We start from the raw sequence: 16,635 nt of genomic DNA on the forward strand, positions 1-16,635 counted from the left end.
GTGGCGATAGCGCCGGGGCGGTGAAGCCGACAGTTGGAACGTTAATTTAAACATTCTTGGACAGGATCCGGCTGGAGATTATCCAGGTTCCGTATTCATGTCAGTTGTTCAAAGTCTGAAAAATGCTCTTGAGAAGCGGCATCTCCTGTCGGCGGATACGCTCACGTTTGCTTTTGGGGCTATCCTGATCCCGAACGCCGTCTTCATTTTTCTCAGCTTGTTCTACTGCCCTTTCCGGACGTTTTTCGTTCTGCTGTTGTCCTTGATCTGTCTGCTGGGTCTCTACCTGCATCGGTCTGTCTTCTTTGTTCTGCTTCTTGCAGTGATGACCGTTGACGTTCTTGTCCTGATTTCCAACTTTTTCCAGATGCCGTTGCCAATGCTGGTCGACTCCCTGCGTTACGCTGGCAATCTCAGCCTGATGAATTCCGCAGTCTACCTTGCGGCCGCCGTTGTTCTACTGGTTTCCTTTGCCCTGACGTACAAAGTCGTGGTGCGCACCCGTCAGAACCGCCAGACAGTGAACCTGGCGCCTTTTTTCGTGGTGCTCGCGGTATACGCCGGTATTGACTGGTGGGCGAATTCCCTGCCTCAGGAGTATGCGCTGGCAGCCACGAGCGTTGAGGAAAGCTATGTTCCAACCGGTGACGCGGCCAGTCTCTACAGCGGCCTGGAAGAACATCTGGACGATGCACAAAAGCGCAATGTGCTTGTGGTGATGGTGGAAGGCCTGGGCGCGTTTGCCTCGCAGGAAATGCGAGACCTGATCTGGCAACCTCTGTTGGAACGCGATGTTGCCGAGCACTATGTCGTTGAACAAGGCGACGCGGTGTATTTCGGGTCGACGACCTCCGGCGAGGTTCGCGAGCTTTGCAATCTCAAGGCGGATTACCGGGATTTTCGCGATCGGGAGAGTGGTGAGTGTCTGCCGCTGAAAGCCGTCAAGGCGGGATACCGCACGGCCGCGTTTCATGCCTTTACGGGTAACTTCTTCGAACGGTTCGATTGGTATCCGAAGATCGGCTTCCAGGACCTCTTCTTCATGGAAAACAAACTTGGGTTTGGTGCTGACCGAACCCTGCCCCTGTGCGGGATCGCTTTCCAGGGATATTGCGACGAAGACGCTGCCGAAGCCGTTGGGAAATTTCTGTTGGAAGCTGACGGTGACCGCAAGTTCGCCTATTGGCTTACGCTGAATTCCCACAAGCCGGTCAATCCCGGTGAAGTGCCGCCGAGATTTTCCTGTGACGATGGCGGCGGTGTTTTTGGAGATGTCGAACTTTGCCGGATGGCGGAGCAGTGGGTGAATGTCTCACATCTGGTCAAGGCCATCGCGCTTGATGAAAGTCTCGCGGAAACCGAAATTGTGCTTGTCGGCGATCACCATCCGCCTCTTTTTTCGCGGAGCGCACGCAAGAAGTTTGCTCCAGGAAGAGTTGCCTGGCTTCACCTTAAACCCAAAAGAGACGAGCAACAGACACTTGCGGCAAAGTTGCCAGATGCCCAGAACTAGTCTGGCTGTTCTGGGAGCAAGATCTGAGTTGGGTGTTAATCTGTTCCAGTTTGGCCCGTCGTTTCAACGCGTTGCCAGTCCAACAAAACTCTCCATGTGAAACCCGGCTGTTGCCTGGCTCTGCCGGTGTTCCTGGCCAAAGGGGCAAGCCCGTCTTGCCAGGCAGCCGGACCAGCAATCGAGGTCGCGGCTGGTTGCCAGATGGTTTCGGCAGTCAGTGACCTTGTAGCCTTCGTGCACCGTAACGGCACCGACCGGGCAAATCGCGAGGCAAGGTGCGTCGGTGCAGGTCGCGCAGGGGCCTTCCATCTTGACCGGTTTTGGTCCGTCAAAGGGTTCCGCACTCAGAAACGCTGCGCGGAAGCCAGCCCAGGGGCCAAAGGTGCGGTGGGCGAGAACGCCGAGCGGGCTTTGGGAGAAGCCGCCGCATTTCATCGCCCATTGCTGGAACGGGTAATAGGGCGGGCCTTCGAAGGGAAACACCGGTTCGTAGCCGGATGCCTCGGCAAGGTCCAAAAGGCTGCGCCGCGTGTAGCGGTCGAGCGGGTCCGGGTGGCCGTTTTTGTATTCCGGACTGGCCGTCAGATGCGGCCAGATTGATGGTCCGGTGCTGCCGATCAACAGAAGGCTTCGGGCCTGCTTGCCGCTGGCAAGAGGTGGAACGGCAACGGTGCCATCAGGAGCAAAGCCGCCGAGCAACAAAAAACCGGCGGCAGCAAGGTTCTGTTCGAGCTTTGCTGCCGCCGGTCTTGTCATGTCAGAGATCTCAGCCGATCCGGTCGCGCTTGGCGAGGGTGCGCAGGCGCAGGGCGTTCAGCTTGATGAAGCCGGCGGCGTCCTTCTGGTCGTAAGCACCCTGGTCGTCCTCGAAGGTGACCAGCTCTTCGGAATAGAGCGAATAGGGCGAGGACCGGCCGACGAGGATGACGTTGCCCTTGTAGAGCTTCAGCCTGACGGAGCCGGTGACATGCTCCTGGCTCTTGTCGATCAGGGCCTGCAGCATTTCGCGTTCCGGCGAGAACCAGAAACCGTTGTAGATCAGCTCGGCGTAACGCGGCATCAGTTCGTCCTTCAGGTGCGAGGCACCGCGGTCGAGCGTGATGGATTCCATGGCGCGGTGCGCCGTCAGGAGGATGGTGCCGCCCGGCGTTTCGTAGATGCCGCGGCTCTTCATGCCGACGAAGCGGTTCTCGACCATGTCGAGACGGCCGATGCCGTTGTCGCGGCCATAGTCGTTGAGTTTGGCAAAGAGCGTTGCCGGCGACATCTTCTCGCCATTGAGGGAGACGGCGTCGCCCTTTTCGAAGCCGATTTCGATGTAGGTGACTTCGTCCGGAGCTTCGGTCGGGTCAACCGTGCGCTGGAACACGTAGTTCGGCGCTTCCTCGGCCGGGTCTTCCAGCACTTTGCCTTCCGATGAGGAGTGCAGCATGTTGGCGTCGACGGAGAACGGAGCTTCGCCGCGCTTGTCTTTCGGAACCGGGATCTGGTGCTGTTCGGCGAACTCCAGAAGGTCGGTCCGGGACTTGAACGTCCAGTCGCGCCACGGCGCGATCACCTTGATGTCCGGGTTGAGGGCATAGGCGGACAGTTCGAAACGAACCTGGTCGTTGCCCTTGCCGGTTGCGCCATGGGCAATCGCGTCAGCGCCGGTTTCCTCGGCAATCTCGATCAGGCGCTTGGAAATCAGCGGCCGGGCGATGGAGGTGCCGAGCAGGTAGACGCCCTCATAGACGGCATTGGCGCGGAACATCGGGAAGACGAAGTCGCGGATGAATTCCTCGCGCAGGTCGTCGATGTAGATTTCCTTGATGCCGAGCATTTCGGCTTTCTTGCGCGCCGGCTCCAGCTCCTCGCCCTGGCCGAGATCGGCGGTGAAGGTCACCACTTCGCAGCCCAGTTCGGTCTGCAGCCATTTCAGGATGATGGAGGTGTCGAGGCCGCCGGAATAGGCCAGCACGACTTTTTTGATGTCACCATGCGCCATTTTGGGAAAAATCCAGTTCGATGTTCCTTGCGGTTTCCCGCCGATGAAAATTTGCGGCAATTTAGCCGGTTCTATGCATGGCGCAAGCCCCGCGATGCACTCATTTCGTCGCGTTTCGCTCTACACGGGTCGATCTGCCATGTCGGGAAATTTTGGTGGGCGCCCGTTACTGCGCCGCCACCGTTTGCGTGGTCGTCCTGGCGCCGTATCGGGCCAGGAACATGTCGACGCTTTCCTCGATGATCCGCTCCATCTCGGGGCGGGTCGTCACGCGGCCGCTGTGGATGTTCGGGTAGAAGGAGCGGGCCTTGATCAGGCCAAGAAATTGCGTAGCCGCCAGGGACGGGTCGTCGGCCGTGAGCTTGCCTTCACGCGTGGCGCGATCCATGAACTCGGTAAAGACGGAGATCTTGGTCATGCGGCTGTCCATATCGGCTGCAAGGGCCGGGTCACGGATCGTTTCGCTCATGACCATGCGGGCCAGGCTCATGAAGCACGGATTGATCATGAGCTCGCCTTCGGCCCAGCCGAGACGCACCAGGGCATCGCGAATAGGCGTTGCCGGGTCGTAGGCGACTTCAAGCGCCGAGTTGATCTGATCGGCAAGGCACTGGTTGATCTCCTTGAAAAGCACGTCCTTGCTTTCAAAGTGATTGTAGACCGTGCGCTTGGAAACCTGGGCTCGCTCGGAAATCCGGTCCATGCTGGCTCCGGCATAACCCTTTTCCTGAAACTCGGCGATTGCAGCCTCGACGATCTGCTTCTTTTTCTGATCCGATACGGACATTACCTACTCATATATACCCCGTTGCATTATCTGTCAGACGACAGGACCCCCGCCTCTTTAATCCCAAAAATCGCGCCCTATGTAAACTCTGGCGTTTACAGATGTGCAGTTAGGAACTAAACTGCACGGTGTAGTTTACATCCTTTAGCCAGAATTGGCCAGCCAAAGGAGACGCCTCCTCATGTCAGTGACATTAAAAATCAACGGGGAAACGCGTACGCTCGACGCGGATCCCGAGAGCCCCCTGCTGTGGGCTCTGCGCGACGAGCTGGGAATGACGGGGACAAAGTTCGGTTGCGGCATTGCTTCCTGCGGTGCCTGCACGGTGCACATGGACGGTATTCCTGTCCGGTCCTGCCAGACATTCGTCGGCGACCTCGAAGGCGCTGAAATCACAACGATCGAAGGTATCGACGGCAAGGCGGCTGCCGCTGTCCAGGCCGCCTGGAACGAGCTGGACGTGCCGCAGTGCGGGTATTGCCAGTCCGGCCAGATCATGGCCGCAACTGCCTTGCTTGCCGAAACGCCCAAGCCGACCGACGAGGACATCGACGCAGCCATGGACGGCAATGTCTGCCGCTGCGCCACCTATGCCCGGATCCGCAAGGCCATCCACCTTGCATCTGACAAGATGGAGGCCTAAGCCATGCTGCATCTCCTGAAACAACCGCTGGCAGCCGCAATGCCGACGCGGCGCACCTTCCTGAAGGTGTCCGCCGGTGCAGTTGGTGGCCTGGTGCTTGCCATGAATCTGCCGCGCTCGACTGCCTCGGCCGCCGAAGGCGAGTTCATCCAGCCCTTCGTTCACATCCGTCCGGACAACACGGTGGTGGTGCTGTCAAAGCACTTCGACATGGGGCAGGGAACGGCCAGTGGTCTTTGCAGTCTGGTCGCCGACGAGCTCGACGCTTCCTGGGAGCAGGTCAGTGTCGAATTCGCACCGTCCAATCCGCAGGTCTATGCCAACTCGCTGTTCGGCGTGCAGGGCACAGGCGGGTCCACGGCCATGGCGAACTCTTTCATGCAGTACCGTCAGGCCGGTGCCGCGGCAAAGGCGATGATCGTTGCCGCCGCGGCAAAGGAATGGGGCGTGCCGGCGGGAGAAATCACCGTGTCGGGCGGCGTGGTCTCTCATGGTGCGGACAAGACCGCGACCCTGGGTAAGCTTGCCGGTCTTGCCGCCAACCAGGACGTTCCGGCAGAACCGACGCTGAAGACACCGGACCAGTGGGTCTACATCGGCAAGTCCTTCCCGCGTCTTGACGTCAAGAACAAGACCGTCGGCGCGCCGAGAACCTACACGATGGACTTCCAGCGTGACGACCTGCTGGTTGCCGTCGTTGCCCGCTCTCCCCGTTTTGGCGGCAAGGTGAAGTCGTTTGACGCCACCGAAGCCAAGAAGGTGCCGGGCGTCGTCAACGTGCTGCAGATCCCGAACGGGGTTGCGGTGATCGCCAAGTCCACCTGGCCGGCAATCAACGGCCGGTCCCTGCTCGAAATCGAGTGGGATGATACCGAGGCGGAAACCCGGTCCAGCGATGCGATGATCGCCGAACTGAAGGACATGACCACCAAGCCGGGTGTGAAGGTTCGCGAAGACGGTGATGTCGACGCGGCGCTGGAAGCTTCGGCCAAGGTCATCGAAGCCGACTATGACTTCCCGTTCCTGGCCCATGGCGCCATGGAACCGCTGGACATCGCCATGATGTTCGACGGTGAAACAGCGGAATTCTGGTTCGCTTCCCAGATCCCGACCATCGATCACAACGTGGCGGCCACCGTACTCGGCATTCCGTTCGAGAAGGTCAAGATCAACACCCTGTGGGCAGGCGGGTCCTTCGGGCGCCGGGCCCAGGCCGATGCGCATCCGGTCGTGGAAATCACCACGCTGGCCAAGGCCATGCAGGCCGCCGGCATGGCGCCGGCTCCGGTGAAGATCGTCTGGACCCGTGAGGACGACATGGCCGGTGGGTACTACCGTCCGATGTCGGCTCACCGGCTCCGGGTCGGGCTTGATGACCAGGGCAACGTGACTGCGTTCAAGTACAACATCGCCGCCAAGTCCATCGTCAAGGGCACGCCTTTCGAAGCCATGCTGATGAAGGACGGTGTCGACCACAACATGACGGAAGGCGCGCATGACACCACTTATGCGTTTCCGCTGATGAACATGGACCAGTCCTTCCAGGAGACGAAGGTGCCGGTTCTGTGGTGGCGCTCGGTCGGTCACACCCACACGGCCTACGTCATGGAAACCATGATCGACCGTCTGGCCAGGGAAGCCGGCAAGGATCCGGTTGCCTACCGCCTCGAGATGATCAAGGACGACCCGCGCAAGGTGGGCGTGTTGAAGCTGGCGGCTGAAAAGGCGGGCTGGGACACGCCCTTGCCTGAAGGGCGTCACCGCGGTGTCGCCGTGCACAAGTCCTTCGGCTCCTTTGTGGCGGAAGTGGCGGAAATCTCTTTCCGCGACGACGGCACTGTGAAGGTGGAAAAGGTGACGGCAGCGGTCGACTGCGGCACGCCGATCAACCCGGATAATATCCGGGCACAGGTCGAAGGCGGCATCGGCTACGGCCTGGGTGCGATCCTCCGGAACCAGGTGACGCTTGCGGACGGCGTTGTCGAGGAAACCAACTTCGACACCTACGAGCCGATCCGGATGTCAGACATGCCGGAAATCGAGGTGCATATCGTTCCCTCGAACGAAGCTCCGACCGGTATCGGTGAGCCCGGTACTCCACCAATCGGCCCGGCTGTCGCCAACGCGATTGCCGCTGCCAAGGGCGAATGGTCGACCAGCCTGCCGCTGGCAAAGTCCGGTCTCGTCTGAGCCTCGCCGGAGAATACAAAAAGGCCGCCTCCGGGCGGCCTTTTTCATGAGGGCGTAGCCTTTGCCGAAGGCGCCAAGCCCCGAACTAGGGGTAAATGTGCGATCTATCTACGGTGGTATTATTTGAAGATGAATCCTCAGGTATAAGAATTGTTGTAGAAAATAATTATCATTTCTACCAATAGTTATGTTGTAATTTCTTTCAACTTCTCAATTTTCTCTAATTTTAGCGAAATTAACCAACATTAAATTGCTGATATCTAGCCTTCTCGTAATAAATCTACTTCGGGAGGGTGCCTTGGGAACCCGAATCTCAAAACTCAGTTTTCGTTTGCCGGCCATTATCTCCGGTTGTTCGGTTGTGGCCGCACTGTTTGTCGGCACCCTTGCCTATTGGGTCAGTTCAACGGACCTGGAAGAGCAGGCGGAAGAGCGGCTTTCAGCCCTTGCAAGTGCACGCGCTGGAGATCTTTCGCACTATCTGGACTCCATCGTTCAGGATCTGCAGGTCACCGCCGCAAGTCCGTTCGTGAAATCCGCGCTGGCCGATTTCAAGGAAGGGTGGGCAAGCCAGGACGGCGACGCCACGGCGAGCCTGCAGAAGGCCTATATTCACGACAATCCGCATCCGACGGGCCAGAAAGACGCGCTGATGCGCGCTGGCGACACCGGCTATGACCAGGCGCATGAACGGTATCATCCGTGGTTCAGCAAGATGCTGAAGACCCGCGGCTACTACGACATCTTCCTGTTCGCGGAGGACGGCTCACTTGTCTACACGGTGTTCAAGGAACTCGATTATGCAACCAACCTGGCCACCGGCAAATACAAGGATACGGATCTGGGCAATGCCTTCCGGGCGGCTTTGAACGGTGGGCAGGACGAAGTTCGCTTCTTCGATTTCAAACCCTATGCTCCGAGCGCGGATGCACCGGCAAGCTTCATTGCGACACCGGTTTTTGAAGGTGGCAAGCGTGTTGGCGTGCTGGCCTTCCAGATGCCCATCGACAACATCAACAGCGTGATGAGCAGCGCGGCGGGGCTCGGAGAAACAGGGGAGGCCATCCTTGTCGGTGCAGACAAGCTGTTCCGGAACGATTCGTCCAAGACACCCGGACAGAACGATATCCTTAGCGCAAGCCTCGATTCGTCTCTGGTGGATCAGGCCCTCGGCGGCAAGCCGGCTTCCGGACACCTGGAAGGATTTCGCGACACGGACTATCTGGCCGCCGCAGTACCTCTGACGTTTCATGGAGCCAGTCTTGCGGTTGTCACTGTCGAGGCGCGCGATGAAATTCTGGCGCCGGTGCGGGCGCTGCGCAATCAGATCGCACTGATTTGCCTCGGCATCTTCGGCATCATGATGGCAATCGGCTGGCTGGCTGCACGCTCGATCGTTGCCCCGATCAAAAGCCTTGTGGCCAATGCGGCCCGCCTCGCCGGTGGTGATGTATCCGTCGCCTTTGCGGAAGCGAACCGAAAGGATGAGGTTGGAGAAATCGCGGCCGCCATTGCTGGCTTCAGAGATGGCGTCGCCGAGCAGGCGCGACTGGAAGAAGCGCGAAAGGTGGAAGAACAGGCCCGTACGGACCGTCAGCTCCGGATCGAGGCACTGATCGAGGGCTTCCGCACGCAGTCGTCCGAAATGCTCGGTTCCGTCGATGCTGCCATGTCTGAAATGCAAGCCAATGCAAGTTCCATGATGGAAACGGCCTCGGGGGCTTCTGAAGAGGTGAGCAGCGCTGCTGCGGCAACAACCCAGGCATCGGGCAACGTGCAGCTTGTTGCGGCCGCCACTGAGGAGCTGTCGTCGTCGATCTCCGAGATCGGTCAACGTGTCGAGGAAACCACGCGGGTGATTGCCGATGCGACCAGCCAGACCCAGGCAAGCACCCAGAAAATGGAAATGCTATCGTCGGGTTCTGCCAGGATCGGCGAAGTGATCGGCCTTATCCAGGCAATCGCTGAGCAGACCAACCTTCTGGCGCTCAATGCAACGATCGAAGCGGCACGGGCCGGCGAGGCCGGCAAGGGCTTTGCGGTGGTTGCTGCCGAAGTGAAGGAACTGGCTACCCAGACCTCCAAGGCGACCGAGGAAATTTCCAACCAGATCGCGGAAATCCAGTCTGCCACCGAGCAGGCGGTGACCGCGATTGAAGGCATCGCTTCCATCATGGTTCGGGCGAACGAGAACACCACCTCGATTGCCGCTGCAGTTCAGGAACAGGATGCGGCCACCGGCGAGATCAGCCGCAGTGCTTCGGAAGCTTCCTCGGGCACACGTGCGGCCAGCGACAACATGTCGAATGTCAGCACTGCCGTGGAAACGACGGCCAATTCGGCGCAGTCGGTGGATCAGGCGACGCAGGTGGCCTCCGAAAAACTGCGTTCGCTGAATACGGCCGTAAACGACTTCCTGCGCGAGGTCGCCGCGGCCTGACGGGTCAGGATCTGAAAACAGGAACGGCGGCCCCAGAGAGCCGCCGTTTTTCGTTCAACAGATGATGTTGCCTCAGGAGGCTGCCAGGGCCTCGCGGTCCTTCTTTCGCATGCGCTCGGAAGCGGATTTCAGCTGGCCACAGGCGGCGAAGATGTCGCGGCCGCGCGGTGTGCGGATTGGAGAGGCATAACCGGCGCGGTTGACGATGTCGGCAAATTCCTCGATCCGCTCCCAGTCGGAGCATTCGTAATCGGTACCCGGCCACGGGTTGAAGGGAATCAGGTTGATCTTGGCCGGAATGCCCTTCAGCAGGCGGACGAGTTCAAGCGCGTCCTGATTGCTGTCGTTGACGCCCTTCAGCATCACATATTCGAAGGTGATGCGCTTGGCGTTGGACAGGCCCGGATACTGCCGGCAAGCGTCCAGCAGTTCCTTGATGTTCCATTTCTTGTTGATTGGCACCAGCACGTCGCGCAGCTCGTCACGAACTGCGTGCAGCGAAATGGCCAGCATGCAGCCGATTTCTTCACCGGTGCGGAAGATTTCCGGCACGACGCCGGAGGTCGACAGAGTGATGCGGCGCTTGGAGAGCGACAGGCCGTCACCATCGGACGCGATCAGCAGCGCCTTCTTGACGTTGTCGAAATTGTAGAGGGGCTCACCCATGCCCATCATGACGATGTTGGTCACCAGACGGCCTTCGGACGGCACGATGGCGCCCTGAGGGGTGTCCGCATGCGGGAAATCGCCCAGCCGGTCGCGCGCAATCAGGATCTGCGACAGAATTTCTTCAGCCGTCAGATTGCGGACCATCTTCTGGGTGCCCGTGTGGCAGAAAGTACAGGTGAGGGTGCAGCCGACTTGGGAAGAAACGCAGAGCGTGCCGCGGCCTTCTTCAGGAATATAGACGGTTTCAACCTCGACCGGGCGGCCGGCGCCGCGCGCGGGAAAGCGGAACAGCCACTTGCGGGTACCGTCGACGGAGATCTGCTCGGAAACAATTTCCGGACGGGCGATCATGAAGGCCTCGTCCAGCTTCTGGCGCAGGTCCTTGGCGATATTCGTCATCTGCGCAAAGTCGGACACGCCGCGCACATAAAGCCAGTGCCAGAGCTGGGAGGCACGCATGCGCCACTGCTTCTGCGGCACGCCGATTGTGCCGAGCGCTTCACCCAGTTCCTCGCGCGACAGGCCGATCAGCGTCGGCTTGTCTTCGCCGGGCAGGACAGCTTCGGCTGAAACGGTGTGCGCGTTCGGATTGTCCCGCGCGATGTCGAGCGTAATTGCCATGTCGTGATCCGTAATCTCTTCCGGCAGGGTCTTCAGGCGTCTTGGAACAAGACTACGCGGTCGCCGGGCACCTGACTTGCAGGTCTGATTTCAAGCGCTCCCAAAACCACAAAAAGCGCCGAAAATCAAGTTTGCTGACGTGCAGGGGAGCTATGCAGAGCTGTTTTTACGCAACGACAACGACCCGGATAGGCCTTTTGGCCCGTCCAGGGTGACGTCGAGATTGGAAGGAAACCACCGGCCGACTTCGGCTTTTCGCCCTGCGGATGCAGGGGAAAGCCGGAGAAGCTGCTGCCTGAACGCGTTAGCGGCAGGCAGCGTTGGAGTCGTCGATCGCGGCTGTGACGCCGGACAGCGAGAACTTGTAGGTGGTGCGGGTGCCGCGGCTGGATTCGCCGGTCACCGTCATTTCCCGGCCTGCCCTCATGGCAGAAACGAGTTGCGCTTCGGTTGCAGCATTTTCGACCCAGGCACCGTCATTGTTGGTGAAGAGCGTGAAGCCCTTGCCGTCAATGTCGACGCTGACCGAGGATTTGTCCTTGAAAGGATAACCGACCAGCAGGCTCGGCTCGGACGAGACGCCTTCCGCCGGGCGGGTGGTCACGAAAAAGAATACGTCCCCGTGATTTCGATCTCCCGGAAGCAACGTCGTCGGTTTGGTAAGCGCGTAGCAAACCTTGCCGCCGCCACTGGTCAGCGCATAGGCCGCCCAGTCCTTGTGCTGCTTCAGAAGTGTCGGGGTTTGTGCGAAAGCCGCTGCACTCGAAACGGCAAGACCTGCTATGGCCAGAACCAGCGATTTTGCTTTCATCATCTCCACACCGTTGGATTTGAGTTTCCGTCAAATTTAGTTCAACTGCCGTCTGACATATAAACCTTGCTTTAATGATAACTTAAAGCGGGTTACGAAAGGGTTGAAGCCCGACAATTGTATTTTCTGTTTTTCGGTGCGTGCACCAACCTAATCGCTTTGCGGCTAAACGCGGCAACAGTGTGGCAGACCTGCTTGACCCCCCTTTCGAATTATGCCGAACCTGATAAAGAAGATGGATCGGCAGGGGGATTGATTGTCTTTGACGCAGGTGCAGTATTTTTCCGATCTCATTGTCAAAGTGGCGAAAGACCGGGACAAGGCGGCTTTCATCGAGCTGTTCGATCACTTTGCGCCGCGCCTGAAGGGCTACCTGATGAAGCAGGGCGCCGATGAGGCCCTTGCCGAAGAAGTCGCCCAGGACGTCATGATGACGCTGTGGCGCAAGGCCGATCTGTTTGATCCGAAAAAGTCCAATGCCAGCACCTGGCTGTTCCGGGTTGCCCGGAACCGGCGTATCGACAGGATCCGTCGCCAGAAGTCTGCCGCGCTCGACCCCGAAGATCCGTCCCTGCACCCGACACCCCTGCCGGACATTGCCGAAGAGATGGATGCGAAGCTGCGGGAAAAACGCGTGCGTGCTGCTTTGTCGCAGTTGCCTGAAGAGCAGCGGAATGTGGTTCGGCTGGCTTTTTTTGCAGGACAGTCGCACAGCGAGATCGCCGAACACACAGGCCTGCCGCTTGGCACGGTCAAATCCCGTATCCGGCTTGCCTTCGGACGTTTGCGCCAGCTTCTGGAAACCGACACGTCCGTGGATGTGGATTAATTGGGGGGCCGGGCAGGAGGCACCCAAAATTCTGGCGGCCTGAAGTTCAGGCGCAACTCATTCAGGTTCCCGGCACTTTCCGTCCCGTGCGCATCACCGGACCGCCGCTGACATGTTTCGGACGCTCGATCCTGGGAGCGCCGGCCGTGGTCGAGCGGTCCGCGTAGCGACCCAGCGCCCTGTGACGGTCGTACATGACGATCGCGCCGGCCATGGCGACATTGATGCAGAACTTTGTCGGGATCTTCACGACGTGGTCACAGCGCGCCAGCATCTGCGGTGAAAGCGAGCCTCTTTCAGGACCCAGCACGTAGGCCGCCTGAAGGGGATGTCCGAAGCTCGGCAGCTCGATCGATTCGTCCGTGAGCTCGATGCCCACAAGCTGGCAACCTCTGGGCAGGTCCATCGTGTCTACGCTGTCCCAGGTGAAGACAGGCAGGTGGCCGGGGCTCTTGGAGGTGTCGGAGGGGGGCGCCTTGCGCAGCTTCTGGTCGGCATCCACCGTGAAGAAGAAGTTGGCGCCGAAGGCATGAGCAGAGCGCATCAAGGTGCCCAGGTTCATCCGTTTCGAGAGGCCTTCGGCCCCGATTGCAAAATATCCGCGCATCAGTTTGTCCGTTTTCGATTTGGCTGCCTCATAGCCGACTTTCGCCAAGGCCGAAAGTTTTCAGCTTATCCGGAAAGCCAATTCCCGCCTCGAACAGGGCTTGCTAACGTCTCACCCGGCGCAGCGCGAGCGGCGCTTTACCCGTAGAATGTCATGAGGATGCCGTGAAAGCCTGTCTCTGCAAAACCTTCGGTCCGCCTTCCAGCCTGGTTGTCGAGGAGATTGCCGATCCGGTTGCCGGGCCGGGGGAGGTCGTGGTGCGGGTGAAGGCCTGTGCGCTCAATTTCTTCGATACGCTGATCATCAAGGGCAAGTACCAGTACAAGCCGGAAATGCCGTTTTCGCCGAGTGCCGAATTCGCCGGTGTGGTCGATCAGGTGGGCTCCGGCGTCGAAGGGGTTTCGCCCGGTGACAGGGTCATGGGCTACATGCGCTGGGGGGCGGCGCGGGAAAAAGTGGTGGTCGCAGCAGGCGATCTTGTCTCGCTGCCGGACGATATTTCCTTTGAAGTCGCGGCAGGTTTGACCGTGACTTATGGCACCACGCTGCATGCCTATCGGGACCGGGCCGGGTTGAAGCCCGGCGAGACTGTTGCCGTTCTGGGCGCATCGGGCGGTGTCGGCCAGGCTGCAGTGGAAATTGCCGCGATCATGGGGGCAAGGGTGATCGCCTGCGCTTCATCTGAGGAAAAGCTCGCCTTCGCCCGCTCGCTCGGCGCTCACATGACGGTCGATTATTCGGTTGAGCCGCTCAAGGAAACCCTGAAGGAGCTGACCGGTGGAAAGGGTGTGGATGTTGTCTACGACCCGGTTGGCGGAGAGCTGTCGGAACAGGCCATCCGGGCAACAGCCTGGGAGGGGCGGTTCCTGGTGATCGGGTTTGCCGCGGGCGACATTCCGAAAATCCCGCTGAATATCGTGATGCTGAAAGGTTGCGACATTCGCGGTGTCTTCTGGGGCGCAGCACTCGACCGGGACCCGGAAGGTCATCGCCGCAACATGAAGGAACTTTTGACCTGGGTGTCTGAAGGCAAGCTGAAGCCGCACATCCACGGCGTTTACAAGTTGGAAGAAACCGCTCAGGCGCTTGAGGAAATCGCTGCGCGCCGGGTGCAGGGCAAGGTGATTGTGACGCCTTGAGGCCTGCGTTGCGCCTGATTGATGGCGCGAGGTCTTTCCAGGTTTAGGCAAGTTCAGATGCTGTTTTTCGGGTACGTGGCCCATCCTTCGAGACGGACCTTGCGGTCCTCCTCAGGATGAGGCTCGGGTTCGGCAAATCCGGGAACATGCAACAAGGATGACCTCATCCTGAGGAAGCGCGAAGCGCTGTCTCGAAGGATGGGCCGCTTGTTCGAATTGACTTCAGATCGCAAATTCCGCGATTACCGGGGCGTGGTCGGACGGCTTTTCCCAGCCGCGTGCATCGCGCAGGACCGTGGTGCCCTTCACATACGGGGCGAGTGGCTGAGACACCCAGACGTGGTCAAGACGGCGGCCCTTGTCGGCGGCAGACCAGTCCTTGGCGCGATAGCTCCACCAGGTGTAGAGCTTTTCGTCCAGCGGGGTGAACTGGCGCATGGCGTCCAGCCAGCCGCCTGCCTCGCGCACCTGCTCGAACAGTTCCGTTTCGACCGGGGTATGTGAGACCACCTTCAGGAGCTTCTTGTGGGACCAGACATCGTGCTCGTAAGGCGCGACGTTGAGGTCGCCGACCAGAATGGCGGGTTTCGAGGTTTCCTCGCCTTTCAGCCATCCCAGCATCTCGGCCATGAAGTCGAGCTTGTGGCCGAATTTCGGGTTGATCGTGCGATCCGGCTCGTCACCACCTGCCGGCACATAGAAATTGTGCAGCCGGATGCTGGAGCCGTTGAAGGGCACGTCCGCGGCCACGTGACGGCTGTCCCCAACCTGGCAGAAGTCGCGATTCTCGATGTTGCTCAGCGGCAGCTTGGAAAGCGTTGCGACGCCGTGGTAGCCCTTCTGGCCGTGGATGGCCATGTGTTCGTATCCCGCCTTGCGGAAGGCGTTTTCCGGGAAATTGGCGTCCGGGCACTTGGTTTCCTGCAGGCAGATCACGTCCGGTGCGACTTGCTCGATCAACTGTTCCACAATCGGCATGCGCAGGCGCACGGAATTGATGTTCCAGGTGACGAGTTTGATCCGGTCTGTCATGGGAAATTTGCCAAGGCTTGTTGCGGGAATAGCCAAGTCATACGGATTCGGCCACCGAGTGCAAACGAATTCAGGTCTCGGGAACGTCTTCCCCGGCCTTGCCGGTTTCGCCGACCCGTTTCAGGGCGAGTTGAGTGGCCGCGGGGCCGAGCAGTTCGAAGACGATGGTTGATCCGATGGCGACGGTCAGGATTTCGTCGCGGAACTGCGGCAGCGCTTCCGCAGCGACCAGAGCCATGCCAAGCGCGACCCCCGCCTGAGGCAGAAGCGAGAGGCCGAAGAGATAGCTTCGGTCGGTTCCGGCCCCGCCGCTGAGCTTGCCGCCCAGCCAACCTCCGGCCAGGCGCCCGGCGAGCCGCAACAGAACATATGCCGCGCCAAGGAGGCCAAGCTTCAAAAGCAGGTCCGGCTGCAGCGCTGCGCCGGCCAGCACGAAAAAGAAGATCATGAACGGCCATTCGATATGTTCGATTTCATAGAACGGCCGGGTATGGTGACGCCCGGTGTTGACCACCATGGCCCCGCAGGCAATGCCGGCAAGCAGGAACGAGAGGTCGAGCCAGAGGGCGAGACCCGCCGTCAGGAACACGATGCCAAGCGCTTCGGCAAGGGTCGGGTCGCCGGGTTGGAGGCGGCCAGACAGGTAGCCCGCCGGGAGGCCGATAATCGCGCCAAGCAGAAGCGATCCGGCGATTTCCCAAACAGCATGCAGCAGGGCGCCCGAGCCGTCGCCGCCCATGAGTGCCTGTGCTCCCATGAGACAGAACGCGAAGACCAGAATGCCCCAGATATCGTCCAGTGCGACGATGCCGGACAGGATGGTCGTGAATGGCCCCTTGGCGCGGTACTGGCGGATGACATCGCTGGTGGCTGCCGGGTCGGTGGCGGTGGCCAGGGCTGCCAGAATCAGGGCCAGTTCCAGAGGAAAGCCAAGCAGGGCGAGACCTGCAAAGACGATGATCGCAGTAGAGGCGACCGCTGAAGCCGAAACGACCGTTACGGCCTTGCCGCTGTTCTGCAGGTGGACCCTGGAGAGTTTGCCGCCCAGAACGAAGGCGACCATCGACAGGGCCAGAACGGCGAGGGTTTCGTAAAGCTGGGTCAGGTTTTCAGGCAGAAGATCCAGAAAGGCGGGGCCGGCGGCCAGTCCGCACAGGATCAGCAGCGTCACGCGGGGCATCTGCGTCCTGTGGCCGATTTCGTCGGCCAGCATGCCGAGCAGCAGCAGGGCGCCAATGGCGATCAGGGTGGTCGCGATTTCCATGCTCATACATTGAGGGAAAGAGACCAGTCGTCTTTGATCCGCCGCAATCCCGCCCTATTCGATTGCCCGCACGATAACAGATACGTGTTTATGCGGAGAAATC

General features: G+C 59.8%; 14 protein-coding genes. 6 read left to right on the top strand and 8 right to left on the bottom strand.

Annotated features, from left to right (window positions below):
• The first annotated feature begins 97 nt into the window (after positions 1-97).
• Positions 98-1,513 carry a sulfatase-like hydrolase/transferase gene (locus tag FIV05_RS08375; RefSeq protein WP_152509234.1) on the top strand — a complete coding sequence of 472 codons (1,416 nt, stop codon included), beginning with the start codon at positions 98-100 and terminating at the stop codon, positions 1,511-1,513.
• Between the two features lie 63 nt (positions 1,514-1,576).
• Here FIV05_RS08375 and FIV05_RS08380 read toward each other — a convergent pair whose 3' ends face one another.
• The 3 genes from FIV05_RS08380 to FIV05_RS08390 all read right to left on the bottom strand — a co-directional run bounded on the left by FIV05_RS08380 (position 1,577) and on the right by FIV05_RS08390 (position 4,287).
• Positions 1,577-2,269 carry a hypothetical protein gene (locus FIV05_RS08380; RefSeq protein WP_152509235.1) on the bottom strand — a complete coding sequence of 231 codons (693 nt, stop codon included), beginning with the start codon at positions 2,267-2,269 and terminating at the stop codon, positions 1,577-1,579.
• Between the two features lie 10 nt (positions 2,270-2,279).
• Complete coding sequence (locus FIV05_RS08385) at positions 2,280-3,500, bottom strand: argininosuccinate synthase (RefSeq protein ID WP_055659793.1); 1,221 nt, start codon at positions 3,498-3,500, stop codon at positions 2,280-2,282.
• A 166-nt stretch (positions 3,501-3,666) separates the two neighbouring features.
• Positions 3,667-4,287: a TetR/AcrR family transcriptional regulator gene (locus tag FIV05_RS08390; protein WP_152509236.1), complete on the bottom strand. Its 621-nt coding sequence runs from the start codon at positions 4,285-4,287 to the stop codon at positions 3,667-3,669.
• A 181-nt stretch (positions 4,288-4,468) separates the two neighbouring features.
• On the opposite strand from FIV05_RS08390, the gene FIV05_RS08395 reads away from it, so the two are divergent.
• From FIV05_RS08395 to FIV05_RS08405, 3 genes are all read left to right on the top strand, one after another.
• The gene (locus tag FIV05_RS08395; RefSeq protein WP_023002833.1) at positions 4,469-4,930 is read left to right on the top strand and encodes a (2Fe-2S)-binding protein; all 462 of its coding nucleotides are present in this window, start codon (positions 4,469-4,471) and stop codon (positions 4,928-4,930) included.
• A 3-nt stretch (positions 4,931-4,933) separates the two neighbouring features.
• Complete coding sequence (locus FIV05_RS08400) at positions 4,934-7,120, top strand: xanthine dehydrogenase family protein molybdopterin-binding subunit (protein WP_152509237.1); 2,187 nt, start codon at positions 4,934-4,936, stop codon at positions 7,118-7,120.
• Positions 7,121-7,481: 361 nt separating this feature from the next.
• Complete coding sequence (locus FIV05_RS08405) at positions 7,482-9,560, top strand: methyl-accepting chemotaxis protein (protein ID WP_152509238.1); 2,079 nt, start codon at positions 7,482-7,484, stop codon at positions 9,558-9,560.
• Between the two features lie 72 nt (positions 9,561-9,632).
• On the opposite strand, the gene rlmN is transcribed toward FIV05_RS08405, so the two are convergent.
• Positions 9,633-10,850 carry a 23S rRNA (adenine(2503)-C(2))-methyltransferase RlmN gene (gene rlmN / locus FIV05_RS08410; protein ID WP_152509239.1) on the bottom strand — a complete coding sequence of 406 codons (1,218 nt, stop codon included), beginning with the start codon at positions 10,848-10,850 and terminating at the stop codon, positions 9,633-9,635.
• A gap of 304 nt (positions 10,851-11,154) precedes the next feature.
• The gene (locus FIV05_RS08415) at positions 11,155-11,664 is read right to left on the bottom strand and encodes an invasion associated locus B family protein (RefSeq protein WP_023002837.1); all 510 of its coding nucleotides are present in this window, start codon (positions 11,662-11,664) and stop codon (positions 11,155-11,157) included.
• A 253-nt stretch (positions 11,665-11,917) separates the two neighbouring features.
• Between FIV05_RS08415 and FIV05_RS08420 the strand changes: the two genes are divergently transcribed.
• Positions 11,918-12,490: a sigma-70 family RNA polymerase sigma factor gene (locus FIV05_RS08420; protein ID WP_152509240.1), complete on the top strand. Its 573-nt coding sequence runs from the start codon at positions 11,918-11,920 to the stop codon at positions 12,488-12,490.
• Between the two features lie 61 nt (positions 12,491-12,551).
• Here FIV05_RS08420 and FIV05_RS08425 read toward each other — a convergent pair whose 3' ends face one another.
• A complete protein-coding gene (locus FIV05_RS08425) occupies positions 12,552-13,097 on the bottom strand; it encodes an RNA methyltransferase (RefSeq protein WP_031270178.1) in 546 nt (181 codons plus the stop codon).
• 164 nt (positions 13,098-13,261) lie between these two features.
• Here FIV05_RS08425 and FIV05_RS08430 point away from each other — a divergent pair, with 164 nt between their 5' ends.
• The gene (locus FIV05_RS08430; RefSeq protein WP_152509241.1) at positions 13,262-14,236 is read left to right on the top strand and encodes an NADPH:quinone oxidoreductase family protein; all 975 of its coding nucleotides are present in this window, start codon (positions 13,262-13,264) and stop codon (positions 14,234-14,236) included.
• A 222-nt stretch (positions 14,237-14,458) separates the two neighbouring features.
• On the opposite strand, the gene xth is transcribed toward FIV05_RS08430, so the two are convergent.
• The gene (xth, locus tag FIV05_RS08435; RefSeq protein ID WP_152509242.1) at positions 14,459-15,268 is read right to left on the bottom strand and encodes an exodeoxyribonuclease III; all 810 of its coding nucleotides are present in this window, start codon (positions 15,266-15,268) and stop codon (positions 14,459-14,461) included.
• Between the two features lie 70 nt (positions 15,269-15,338).
• Positions 15,339-16,532 carry a cation:proton antiporter gene (locus tag FIV05_RS08440; protein WP_173013809.1) on the bottom strand — a complete coding sequence of 398 codons (1,194 nt, stop codon included), beginning with the start codon at positions 16,530-16,532 and terminating at the stop codon, positions 15,339-15,341.
• Between the last annotated feature and the right edge of the window lie 103 nt (positions 16,533-16,635).

Origin of the sequence: Labrenzia sp. THAF191a (assembly GCF_009363335.1) — a bacterium.
Lineage (GTDB): Bacteria > Pseudomonadota > Alphaproteobacteria > Rhizobiales > Stappiaceae > Roseibium > Roseibium algicola.

What these genes read in the sequence shown, in the direction of transcription:
- FIV05_RS08375 (WP_152509234.1), top strand. Translation starts at nt 98, where the DNA reads ATGTCAGTTGTTCAAAGTCTGAAAAATGCTCTTGAGAAGCGGCATCTC.
- FIV05_RS08380 (WP_152509235.1), bottom strand. Translation starts at nt 2,269, where the DNA reads ATGACAAGACCGGCGGCAGCAAAGCTCGAACAGAACCTTGCTGCCGCC.
- FIV05_RS08385 (WP_055659793.1), bottom strand. Translation starts at nt 3,500, where the DNA reads ATGGCGCATGGTGACATCAAAAAAGTCGTGCTGGCCTATTCCGGCGGC.
- FIV05_RS08390 (WP_152509236.1), bottom strand. Translation starts at nt 4,287, where the DNA reads ATGTCCGTATCGGATCAGAAAAAGAAGCAGATCGTCGAGGCTGCAATC.
- FIV05_RS08395 (WP_023002833.1), top strand. Translation starts at nt 4,469, where the DNA reads ATGTCAGTGACATTAAAAATCAACGGGGAAACGCGTACGCTCGACGCG.
- FIV05_RS08400 (WP_152509237.1), top strand. Translation starts at nt 4,934, where the DNA reads ATGCTGCATCTCCTGAAACAACCGCTGGCAGCCGCAATGCCGACGCGG.
- rlmN (WP_152509239.1), bottom strand. Translation starts at nt 10,850, where the DNA reads ATGGCAATTACGCTCGACATCGCGCGGGACAATCCGAACGCGCACACC.
- FIV05_RS08415 (WP_023002837.1), bottom strand. Translation starts at nt 11,664, where the DNA reads ATGATGAAAGCAAAATCGCTGGTTCTGGCCATAGCAGGTCTTGCCGTT.
- FIV05_RS08425 (WP_031270178.1), bottom strand. Translation starts at nt 13,097, where the DNA reads ATGCGCGGATATTTTGCAATCGGGGCCGAAGGCCTCTCGAAACGGATG.
- xth (WP_152509242.1), bottom strand. Translation starts at nt 15,268, where the DNA reads ATGACAGACCGGATCAAACTCGTCACCTGGAACATCAATTCCGTGCGC.
- FIV05_RS08440 (WP_173013809.1), bottom strand. Translation starts at nt 16,532, where the DNA reads ATGGAAATCGCGACCACCCTGATCGCCATTGGCGCCCTGCTGCTGCTC.